Source organism: Sorangium sp. So ce887 (assembly GCF_051521455.1).
Classification (GTDB): domain Bacteria; phylum Myxococcota_A; class Polyangia; order Polyangiales; family Polyangiaceae; genus Sorangium.
The window spans coordinates 946,295-957,301 of the sequence record NZ_CP150354.1 but is presented as its reverse complement, the minus strand read 5'-3'; the positions used below and the strand labels follow the sequence as shown (position 1 = coordinate 957,301).

Annotated in this window: 8 protein-coding genes; 1 reads left to right on the top strand and 7 read right to left on the bottom strand. The window is 69.6% G+C overall.

Annotation, left to right across the window (positions count from 1 at the left end; translation table 11 throughout):
* Positions 1 to 817 precede the first annotated feature (817 nt).
* Positions 818 to 1,075: a hypothetical protein gene (locus WMF36_RS03630; protein ID WP_437578197.1), complete on the bottom strand. Its 258-nt coding sequence runs from the start codon at positions 1,073 to 1,075 to the stop codon at positions 818 to 820.
* Positions 1,076 to 2,948: 1,873 nt separating this feature from the next.
* On the opposite strand from WMF36_RS03630, the gene WMF36_RS03625 reads away from it, so the two are divergent.
* Positions 2,949 to 3,107, top strand: a complete 159-nt coding sequence (locus tag WMF36_RS03625) for a hypothetical protein (RefSeq protein WP_437578196.1) — start codon at positions 2,949 to 2,951, stop codon at positions 3,105 to 3,107.
* Positions 3,108 to 3,164: 57 nt separating this feature from the next.
* On the opposite strand, the gene WMF36_RS03620 is transcribed toward WMF36_RS03625, so the two are convergent.
* The 6 genes from WMF36_RS03620 to WMF36_RS03595 form a co-directional block, all read right to left on the bottom strand.
* Complete coding sequence (locus WMF36_RS03620) at positions 3,165 to 3,422, bottom strand: hypothetical protein (RefSeq protein ID WP_437578195.1); 258 nt, start codon at positions 3,420 to 3,422, stop codon at positions 3,165 to 3,167.
* A 219-nt stretch (positions 3,423 to 3,641) separates the two neighbouring features.
* Positions 3,642 to 4,160, bottom strand: coding sequence for a PP2C family protein-serine/threonine phosphatase (locus tag WMF36_RS03615; protein ID WP_437578194.1), 519 nt, complete (start codon positions 4,158 to 4,160; stop codon positions 3,642 to 3,644).
* Positions 4,161 to 5,264: 1,104 nt separating this feature from the next.
* Entirely contained in the window at positions 5,265 to 6,662 is a 1,398-nt protein-coding gene (locus WMF36_RS03610) for a PGRS family protein (protein WP_437578192.1), read from the bottom strand.
* A gap of 182 nt (positions 6,663 to 6,844) precedes the next feature.
* A complete protein-coding gene (locus WMF36_RS03605; protein WP_437578191.1) occupies positions 6,845 to 7,882 on the bottom strand; it encodes a PEGA domain-containing protein in 1,038 nt (345 codons plus the stop codon).
* Positions 7,883 to 8,367: 485 nt separating this feature from the next.
* Positions 8,368 to 9,735, bottom strand: a complete 1,368-nt coding sequence (locus tag WMF36_RS03600) for a hypothetical protein (RefSeq protein WP_437578189.1) — start codon at positions 9,733 to 9,735, stop codon at positions 8,368 to 8,370.
* Between the two features lie 236 nt (positions 9,736 to 9,971).
* Positions 9,972 to 11,000, bottom strand: a complete 1,029-nt coding sequence (locus WMF36_RS03595) for a PEGA domain-containing protein (protein WP_437578188.1) — start codon at positions 10,998 to 11,000, stop codon at positions 9,972 to 9,974.
* Between the last annotated feature and the right edge of the window lie 7 nt (positions 11,001 to 11,007).

Genomic DNA, 11,007 nt, shown 5'->3' with positions numbered 1-11,007 from the left:
GTACTGCGCTGCTTCCTTGCGCTTCTTCAGCTGGTCCTTGAGGAGCACGTCGCCCGGTTCCGTTCGCTCGACCTGGGTCTTCAGCTTCACCGCAGCCTCGCAGCCGAGCGCGCGGGTCGCTGCATTCGCGTGCTGGACCAGCATGGCCAGGGCATCCGGCGAGATGGATCCCTCCGACACGCCGTCGAGCGCCGCGAGATCACGCGTGCGCTCCTCCAGCTTCCCACCACGGAATCGGTAGGCGCGCAGATCGCCGACGTAGGTCATGTACGCCGCCCCCGGCGCGAGCAGCACCCCCGCGAAGCTCGTGGGTGCCCCGCTCCGTCCAGGCTCGGGGCAGTCGCTCTCGGGGCGACGATGGCTTGTTCGACGTGGGCTCATCATGAGCCGCACTTCGTCACGCCATCTCGCCGCGGTCATCTCCCCTGCACCAACGTCGTCCGCGCTGTCCACCTCGACCATTGCGTGCACCCTCTCGATCACCGTGCGGGAGATGATCTCTCCACCTACCTCACCGGTGACCACGAACAGCCCCAGACACGGCAGCGCCCCATGGCTCTGCTCGTTGCGCGCATGACGCCTCGATACAGGGGCCCTCCGCCCCGGCCTCGATAGCGAGCGTTGGGCATACCATCATCCACCTCGCATGCTCGTCCCAGGGACGAGCCGAGTCCCGGCGCACCACGCCCGCGATGCGCCAGATCCTAGTTGTCGCCCTGCGCACGGCGCCGCCGCCGTGCGGTCTCAGCGCGCCCGGACCGTCAACGTCTGCTCGCTCGAACCGGCGCCTCGAGGCGGGGGCCCGTCGCCCGAGCGCTCAAGAATCCTTGCGCTCCTGGCCCGGCGAGCGCACGAGCTCCAGCTTGCCGCGGCGATTGCTCCGCCGTTCGCGAGCCCCCGCCCCGGGTGGGGTCTTGGCCCAGCCAAGGCTCAGCAGCAGCTTCGCTCGGTTCTCCGACGGCGGCACGAGCTCCTCCACCGCTTCACCGCGAGCCGCTCGCTTCGCGATGCAGTGCTCGCAGCACTGCTCGGGGTCCCACGGGATGTCCTCGAGGCCGAGCTTCCGCACCATCATCCGCTCCCACTCCCCCAGCCCGCTCAGGCTGGGGCGCCGGCGAGAGGGAGGGAGGTCGTCTCGGCGGGACTTCCGACGCATCGGCATGAGGGCTCCTTCGGATCGGACGGTGCCGATTCTGCCGATACCGAAGGAAGTCGCCAAGCGGTTTCTTCCAGAAATTGATGCTCTTTCGCCGGTTTACGCTCAGCCATGTCGAGTTGTCACTAAATCGTTCGGCCGTCCTCATTTTTCACAGTCTCGCCGGTGGCTGCGCTCCGGTCGCCCTGCGCGCCTGCCGTACCCATCCCCCTCGGGACGCACCTCGCTCCTTCGATCGCGCCCCGCGCGATCGCCACCACCTCCTTCCGCACCCTCCCGCGGCGGCGCGGGCGACCCCGCGGCGACGCGAGCGACGCGCTCGACGATGCCGCCCGCTACCTCACCGCTCGCGCACGGAAACTCCTGCTCCGCCGCCGTTACGCCTCCGGCGCCGGCATTCTCTGCAACGTTGCTGCTTCCGCCGGGCCCGCCCGCGCCCGCCGCGCTGGGCATCAGCATCGTCTCCCCTTCCTGCTTCACCGCCTCGCCTCGGTACGCGATCGCAAGCGACGGCCCGCCGAGACCCCCGCCGCCGGGGCCGTCGTTGCCTCCCTGGCCGCCATGCCCGCCAGCGCACGCGTTCTTTGAGCCGCCGACCCCCATGCCGCCGACGCCGCCGACTCCGCCCCTACCACGCCCGCTGTCACCACGAGCGCTCCCACCTGCGCTCGCGACTCCGCCAGCCGCTTCTCCGCCCTCGGCTTCAGCTTCGCCGCCGCTTTTCATCAGCGGCCAGTGCCGCAGCGCATGCGACAGGTACTGCGCTGCTTCCCTGTGCTTCTTCAGCTGGTGCTTCGTGTTCCCGAGATTGTACGCCACGTCGAACGTCGGATTCAGCTCCCACGCCGACAGCAGCGCCGCTTCTTGGTACTTCCGTGGCCGCCGGTCGGGCGACGAACCGAGCTCCTCGCACCGCGCAGCTCGCGCTGGCGCGCAGAGGACAAGAGAGAGGAATACAACGATGCCCACCCCCGGCCCGTGCTCGGCCCTTCGGGCCTGTGCGCGGTCCGCCCCTCCCACGCCCCGCGCTGCGCGCGGGACGGGAGGGGTCCCCTGCTCGCCGGCGGCTCTCGCAGCTGCCCTGCGACGCATCCGCCAGGCCACGGATCGCGGGTTTCCCGCCGCGTAAAAGCGATCTGCTGCTGGGCTGCCTTCAGCGACCGTCGGATAATATCCGTTCTCGCGGCCCGACACAGAAGGGGTCAGCAGATCTCCGGTCCATCCGCCCGCGCCTTGGGCATTCCACGCTGTGGTGGCGAGGTTGTAAGCGCCGGGCAGCCCACCGTGCCGCGTCTCCGCGACAAACCACTCCCTACCACCCACGCGCGGGGGGCGTCCAACCATTTCTTCTTGTCTCCCTTCAGCTCAGCAGCTCACGAAGCGCAGCTCTCGTTCTCGGACCAATTGCATTCCGTTGAGCTCTTTGGAATTACCACCGCAACGACACCGTACGCCTCACTGCCCGCAGCTCGCATTGGCGGTGAAGTCCCAGCATTCTCCGCTCGCGCCATCTTTACCCGCGTTCCCGCCCGGCGCCGTGTTGCCTGGGGCGCCGGCTGTGCCCGCCGCGAAGTTCGCCAGCTCGACGGTTTCGCCCGGCGCCGCGGGGCATAGGCAATGCCCACCGCGTGGCCACCACGACCGGTACTGCCGGGGCCACGTCCCGCCTTGGCCGCCTCGAGCGCCATCGCAACCGATGGATCCACCGAGAGGCGTAGCAGCACCCCCGGTTCCGCCACTGCCTCCAGCGGCACCACCTCGCCCGCCAGCACCATCTCCCCCCTTGCCCGCCGTGCCCACCGCGACGGTCACCTCCGTCAGCACCAGCTTCGTCCCCAGGCTCACGATCCCGATGCTTGACCCACCGGCCTTCCCGCCGCCGCCGCCGCCGCCGCCGCCGCCGCCGCCGCCGCCGCCGCCGCCGGGGCCTTCTCTGCCCGGCGCCGCCTAGCCCGTACTTTTCGGGATTCGGCTCCGGCAGCGGCGCGCCATCCGCACCCTTCTGCCCTCATCGGTCCCCCTGGTCCCCCGCCCCCGCCCCCGCCGCGCTCTCTTCCTCCACCCCCACCCCGCCCCCGATCCGCCCGAGCTCCTCCGCGAACGCCTCGGCGCTCTGGAAGCGCTCCTCCGGCAGCTTCGCCAGCGCCTTCATCACCGCACCGTCCAGCCCCCGCGGGATCACCTGCGCCGCATGCCGCGACGGCGGCGACGGCGCTTCCCCCACCTGCGCCCGCAGCACCTCCAGCGCGTCCTCGAGGCAAGACATCGCGTGTGCAGAAACGGAGAAATGAGACATGAGGAAAAGACACAAATACAAAGTTGCCCACCCCCGGTCGGTGCTCGGCGCTTCGCGCCTGCGCGCCGCCCGCCCCTCCCAAGTCCCGCGCTACGCGCGGGACGGGAGGGGTCCCCTGCCCGATCCCGTACCTTCTCCCTCGCCACACTCTCGTCCTTGCACACCACCCCTCCTCACGGGCTCCACCTCTCAGTTGTCGCCTACGCGCGCAAGAAGGCACGTCACGTGCTCGGCCTCGCCGTGCTCATGAGCACAGTCCATCAGCAAGCTCGCCGCGAGGCGCAGCTCATGATGCGCCGCAAGGATGCCGCTCATACGGTGCTCGGGCACAGCACGCCAAAGCCCCGCCGAGCACACGAGAAAAATGTCGCCCGGCGCGGTGCTCTCTACCTGGGTCTTCATCTCCACCGCCGCATCGCAGCCGAGCGCGCGTGTCGCTGCATTCGCATGCTGGACCAGCATCGTCAACGCATCCCGAGAAATCGATCCGTCCAACATCCCACCGTCGAGCACAGCGTCATCACGCGTCCGTTCCTCCAGCTTTCCGCCGCGGAATCGGTAGACGCGCATATCGCCGACATAGGCCATGTACGCCGCCCCCGGCGCGAGCAGCACACCGGCGAAGCCCATCTGCAAGCCATGCGTTCCCGGCTCCGAGCAGTCGCTCTCGGCACGACATCCGCTCCATCGACGCGGGCTCATCATCATCCGCACCTCGTCCCGGCGTCTCGGCGCAGCCATCTCATCAGCACAGACACCTGCATTGTCTTTTTCGCGTCTGGGATGTGCGTGCACCATCTCAACCGCAGTACGGAACACGGTCTCTCCGCTGAAGTCACCGGTTACCAGGAACAGCCCCAGACAAGGCAACGCCTCAAAGCTCTCCTCGCTCCTCGCACGACGCCTCGACACAGGAGCATCCGCCCCTGCCTCGATGGCAAGCGTTGGGCACACCATCATCCACCTCACGCGCTCGTCGCAAGGACGAGCCGAGTCGGGGCGCACCGCGCCCGCGGTACGCCGGGTTCTATCTATCGCGCACGCTGCGCGTCGCGGCGCTGCCGTACGTCGTCAGCGCGCGCAGACCGTCAAGTAGGCTCGCTCGAACCGACGTCCCCGAGACGGCGCCTTCCGCTCAAGAATCCTTGCGCTCGAGACGCACCGTTCGCTCGAGCTTCACCAGCGTCAACTTGCCGCGACGCTTGCTCCGCCCTCTTGGACCAACCGCCGTGGGTGGGGTCTTCGCCCAGCCAAGGCTCAGCAGCAGCTTCGCTCGGCTCCCCGACGGCGGCACGAGCTCCTCCACCGCCTCTCCGCGAGCCGCTCGCTTCGCGATGCAGAGCTCGCAACACTGCTCGGGGTCCCACGGGATGTCGTCGAGGCCGAGCTTCCGTACCCACTTCCGCTCCCACTCCCCCAGCCCGCTCAGGCTGGGACGCCGGCGAGAGGGAGGGAGGTTGTCTCGGAGGGACTTCCGGCGCATCGGCATGAGGGCTCCTTCGGATCGGACGGCACCGATTCTGTCGATATCCGAAGAGGTCGCCAAAGGGTTTCTTCCGGAAACGGACGTCTTTTCGCCGACTTGCGCTCAGTCATGCGGAGTTGCCACTAAATCGTGCAGCTGGCCTCACTTTCCGCAGCCCTCGCCGGTGGCTGCTCTCCGGTAGCGCTGCGCGCTCGCCGTGCACGTCCCCCTCGGGACGCACCTCGCTCCTTCGATCGCATCCCACGCGCTCGCCACCACCTCCTTCCCCTCCATCCCGCGGCGGTGCGGGCGCCGCTCTCAACGACGCCCGCTACCTCGCCGCTCGCTCACGGAAACTCCCGTTCAGCCGCCATTACGCCTTCGGCGCCGGCATTCTCCGCAACGTTGCTGCTTCCGCCGGGCCCACCCGCGCCCGCCGGGCCGGGCATCAGCGTCGTCTGCCCTTCCTGCTTCACCGCCTCGCCTCGGTACGCGATCGCAAGCGATGGCCCGCCGAGACCTCCGCCGCCGGGGCCGCCGTTACCTCCCTGGCCGCCCTGCCCGCCAGCACACGCGTTCTTTGAGCCGCCGACTCCCATGCCGCCGACGCCGCCGAGGCCACCGCCTCCGCCCGGCTGCAGGTCACCGCCCGGGCCTCCCTTGCCTCCGTTGCCCGCCTTCAGCGCGCAGTCCGTCAGCGTCACCTTCCCCTCCACGCTCGCCAGCGCGATACTCGCTCCGCCGGCTCCACCGCCTTGCCCAGGCAGCCCGCCGCAGCCGCCGGGTCCGCCGCTGCCTCCGCTCGCTCCGCCTCCCTGCACGGCACCTGGGCAGATCGCCGCGCCGCCCTTCGCGCCGCCTCCTCCGCCTCCACCTTGCCCGGGCTTACCCGGTCCGCCCGCGCCGCCGCTCACGCCCACGTAGCCGGATGAGCTCAACGCGCCGAGACCGCTCGCCGCGGGGCCGAATTCGCCGGGGGGGCCGTTGTCGCCGCCCTGGCCTGTTCCACCGGCGGCACAGCTCCAATCGCCTGCCGCGGGCTCTCCAGAGCCTGCTGCGCCGAGCGCGCCAGGCTCTCCGACCTGTCCACCGCCACCGTTGTTCACCCTGCCATCGCCGCCCTCTCCGCCGATCGACAACGCGCCGCCACACACATTTTCGACCTGCGCGCCTCCTGGCAACGTCTCATCAGGCGCTCCTGACGTATCCAGATCGCTGCACGCATTGGTTCCGGCGTTCCCAGCCGACGCCTGCGCCGGCACCTCGCTCGGTGCATCCTCTCCCTCCGCGCCATCCGCCCCGTTCCCGGCGATCAGCTCGCACCGCACGAGCTCCGCCTCCGCGCCATCCACCAGCATCGCGATCGATGACGCTCCCGCCGCCTGCGCATCCGCAGCACGCACCGACACGTCCTCGACCCGCACCGTTTCCACGCCCCGGATCACCTTCAGCGCGATCGCTTCTTCGGCCGGCGCCACGATCGTCTTCTTCTCCTCGCCGATCCATCCCCACCCGTTCGCGCAGTCGAGCCCGCCGAACAGCTTGGCGCCCGCCGGCAATTCGACCGCCTCTTCGAACGTTTCGGCGCACGCATAGACCCCCGTACCTGTCCCGGAAGTGCGCCGAAGCGCTTCGGCAAGCGTCGCGACCGGCTCGGCCCGGGTACCTGCGTGGCCGTCCTTGCCAGTCAAAGCCACGAAGACGCCGCACGCATCATCTACAGCGCCGTCGGCCTCGCTCGGCACGCACCCAGAAGGCACGACCTCGCTGCCCCTCCCCCGGTATTTCTCGCATGTGAGCATGAGCTCGCAGTCGTTCTCGATGTGGTACCAGAGCCCATCGCAACCGCTGGATATCGAAACCGAAGCGACAATTCCCCCAAGCAGGATTCGCCTAGACGTTCTCATCCCTCGTTCTCCTGCTCGACTCACCATGCGCCCACCATCACAAACCCGACGCCATCAACCCGCGGCTCCGGGAGCACGAGCAGGGCGGTAGATGCCTCTGTCCGTTTCGTTGGCCAGAGGGCATACGTCAGGGCGGCCGTGGCGAGTACGCCCGACGCAATGTAGCTGGCCAATGCGATATCTCCCAGTCGACCGGCGCGCTCACCTGCGCTCTGAAGCTCAGCGCATTGTCCTGCGAACGACGGTGACGCCAAGCACCCGCCACCCGCGGCGAAGATCTTATCCTGTTGAGCACGAGCTTCCGAGTTCGCGCTGTTCGATGCAACCGTCGTCCCGATCCCCACGCCGAGCCCCACCGCGCTCGCCGCCCCCAGCGCGATCACCGGCACCCAGCTCCGCTTTTGCGGCTCCGGCCCCGGATACGCCGGCTCCGCCGGCGGCATCTCCGCGGCAGGCGCACCGGCCCCCGCGCCCGGCGCGCGCCCCCCCTCGGCCGCCCTCGCGCCCGGCGCCGCCTCCTGCGCCTCGCTCTTCACCGGCACCAGCGCCAGCGCCGCTGCCGCCGTCCCTCCCTTGGCGACCTTCACCGTCTCGCTTGCCGGCGCATACCCCTCCAGCCTCGCCTCCACCCGGTGCTCGCCGGCTTCGACAAACACCTCTCCTTCCAGCGGCGCCTTCCCCACAGCCTTGCCGTCCACCACCACCTCCGCCCCCACCACGCCCACTGTCACCACGAGCGCTCCCACCTGCGCTCGCGACTCCGCCAGCCGCTTCTCCGCCGTCGGCTTCAGCTTCGCCGCCGCTTTCATCAGCGGCCAGTGCCGCAGCGCATGCGACAGGTACTGCGCTGCTTCCCTGTGCTTCTTCAGCTGGTACTTCGTGTTCCCGAGATTGTACGCCACGTCAAACGTCGGACTCAGCTCCCACGCCGACTGAAGCTCCGACTCCGCTTCTTGGTACTTCCGTGGCCGCAGCTCGGACGACGGACCAAGCTCCTCGCACCGCGCAGTTCGCGCTGGCGTGCAGACGAGAAGAGAGAGGAATACAAGGATGCCCACCCCCGGCCCGTGCTCGGCCCTTCGGGCCTGCGCGCGGTCCGCCCCTCCCACGCCCCGCGCTGCGCGCGGGATGGGAGGGGTCCCCTGCTCGCCGGCGGCTCTCGCGGCTGCCCTGCAACGCGTCCACCTGGCCGCCGATCGCGGGATTCCCGCCGCGTAAAAGCGATCTGCTGCTGGGCTGCCTTCAGCGACCGTCGGATAATATCCGTACTCGCGGCCCGACACAGAAGGGGTCAGCAGATCTACGGTCCATCCGCCCGCGCCTTGGGCATTCCACGCTGTGGTGGCGAGGTTGTAAGCGCCGGGCAGCCCACCGTGCCGCGTCTCCGCGACAAACCACTCCCTACCACCCAGGCGCCGGGTGCGTCCAACCATTTCTTGTTGTCTCCTTCAGCTCAGCAGCTCACGAAGCGCAGTGCTCGCTCTCCGACGGATTGCATTCCGTTGAACGCTGCGGAATTACCACCACAACGACACTGCACTCCTCACTGCCCGCAGCTCCCATTGGCGGTGAAGTCCCAGCATTCTCCGCTCGCGCCCTCTTTGCCCGCGTTGCCGTCCTGCGCCGTGCTGCCTGGGGCGCCAGCTGTGCCCGACTTGAAGTTCGCCAGCGCAACGGCGCCGACCGGCCCCGCAGCGTAGGCGATGCCCACCGCGTGGCCGCCTCGACCGCCGCCACCGGGGCCGCCGGGACCGCCTCGACCACCTTTGCCCCCGTCGCAGCCGGGAATTGACGGCGGATTCGCCGACGCTGCTCCGCCGGTAGCACCGGCGCCGCCGTTGGCCCCGTTCTGTCCGCTTACTCCATCTCCCCCCTTGCCCGCCGTGCCTACCGCGACCGTCACCTCCGTCAGCACAAGCTTCGTCCCCAGACTCACGATCCCGATGCTCGACCCGCCTGCCTTCCCGCCCCCGCCTCCCTTGCCGCCGCAGCCGCCGGCGCCGCCACCGCCACCGCTCGCGCCGGGGCCGTCCACGAGGCTCGTACTGGGCCCGCAGAACTGCCCGGCTTTCGCCCCACCACCGGCACCTCCCCCTTGACCGCGTATCCCGATTGTGCCGTTGTCACCATCGCCGCCCGTGACGCCGGATAGCGCCAGCACAGTGCCGCTCCCGGCTTGGCCGGCCCTGCCGCGAGATCCGCTCTTCCCGCTTGCGCCGGGCTTGCAGTCACCGTCTGGATCCGTCTGTCCCGTGCCACCAACCCCAGACCCGTCGGGGTTCGGCTCCGGCAACGGCGCGCCGTCTGCACCCTTCTGCCCGTTACCCTCCTCGGTACCCACAATCCCGCCGAGGCCACCGGCGCCGCCGCGCGTCTCGCCGTCCTCGCACGTCGACACGCCGGGTTCGCCGCCGAATACCGCCACAACACATGCCGACGACGCGCTCATCATCACCGCGCTCGCTCCCGCCTGCGGCGTCTCCGTCGGCGTCTCCCCGCTCGCCCCGTCCATCCCAGCGCCCGCGGCCACGTCCACCTGCGCCAGCTCCGCCTCGATGTCCGCCACCACCACGCCGATCGACGACCCGCCCGGCTCCGTCGCGCTCTCCGCACGCACCGAGAGGCTCCGCACCTTCGCCCCGCTTGCATCTTCCCCCAGCGTGAGCGCGATCTGATTCGCAGGCGCCTCGATCGCGCTCCGCGCCTCCTCATTCCACGTCCACTCCGCCCCGCAGTCGAAGCCCCCGATCACCTCCAGCCCCGCCTCGATCGTCACGCTCTCCTCGAACGCTCCGCTCGTGCACGCAAGCACCCGCTTGCCGCCCGCGTTCGCGATCGCTTCCCCGAGCGACGCGTACGGCTTCTCCTTCGTCCCGTCTCCGCCAGGCTCCGCGCTCGCGCTCGCGAACACCGCGCACGCGTCGTTTATTGTGCTCGCATCCTGCGTCGGGTCCGCTTCGCACTCGGGGTTCGGCGTGCCACCTCCCGTCCCTGTTGGCAGGAAGGACTCGCAGGTGAGCATCAGCTCACAATCCCCTGACACATCACTCCAGATGACGTCACAACCGCTCGCAGCGAGGACAAGCACGACATTCGCCGCGATCCAGCGCCTTGCTTTCGTTTTCATCGCGTCCTCTCCCGAGCCCTTCACCATGCACCAAGCACGACAACGCCAGCGCCCGCAGGATGGACGGTAGCAACCACGCGCGGCGGCGCCGCGGCTCTGCCTTCATCGCGCGGCCACAGTGCATAGGCCACCGCCGCCGCAGCGAGTACCCCCGATGCAACGTATGCGGCGCCTGCCACATGGCCGAGCGTATCAACTCGCTCGCCGGCACCGTTCAGCTCTGCACAACGGTCGACGAATGCAGCCGGTGGATTCGTGCACTGCCCTCCGGCGTCTCTGATCGCCTGCCGCTGCGCATGCACGTCGTCGAGCACGTTGCTGCCCGCAACCGTCATCCCAATACCCAGGCCAAGCCCCACCGCGCTCGCCGCCCCCAGCGCGATCACCGGCACCCAGCTCCGCTTTTGCGGCGGCGGTTGCGGCTCCGCCGGCGCCGAGGGCGGCATCTCCGCCACGGGTGCACCCGCCGCATTCCTCCCCTCCGCCGCATTGGCGACCGACGAGCCCTCCTGCGCCTCGCCCTTCACCGGCGCCAGCGCCAGCGCCGCTGCCGCCGTCCCTCCCTTGGCGACCTTCACCGTCTCGCTTGCCGGCGCATACCCCTCCAAGCGCGCCTCCACTCGGTGCTCGCCGGCTTCGACAAACACCTCTCCCTCCAGCGGCGCCTTCCCCACAGCCTTGCCGTCCACCACCACCTCCGCCCCCACCACGCCCGCTGTCACCACGAGCGCTCCCACCTGCGCTCGCGACTCCGCCAGCCGCTTCTCCGCCGTCGGCTTCAGCTTCGCCGCCGCTTTCATCAGCGGCCAGTGCCGCAGCGCATGCGATAGATACTGCGCTGCTTCCCTGTGCTTCTTCAGCTGGTACTTCGTGTTCCCGAGGTTGTACGCCACATCGAACGTCGGACTCAGCTCCCACGCCGATTGAAGCTCCGCCTCCGCCCCCACGTACTTCCTCGACACCATCGCAGGCGACGAGCCGCGCTCCTCGCCCCACGCGACGCGCGCTGATGTGCACACGAGAAGAACGGCGAAAACAAAGTTGCCCACCCCCGGC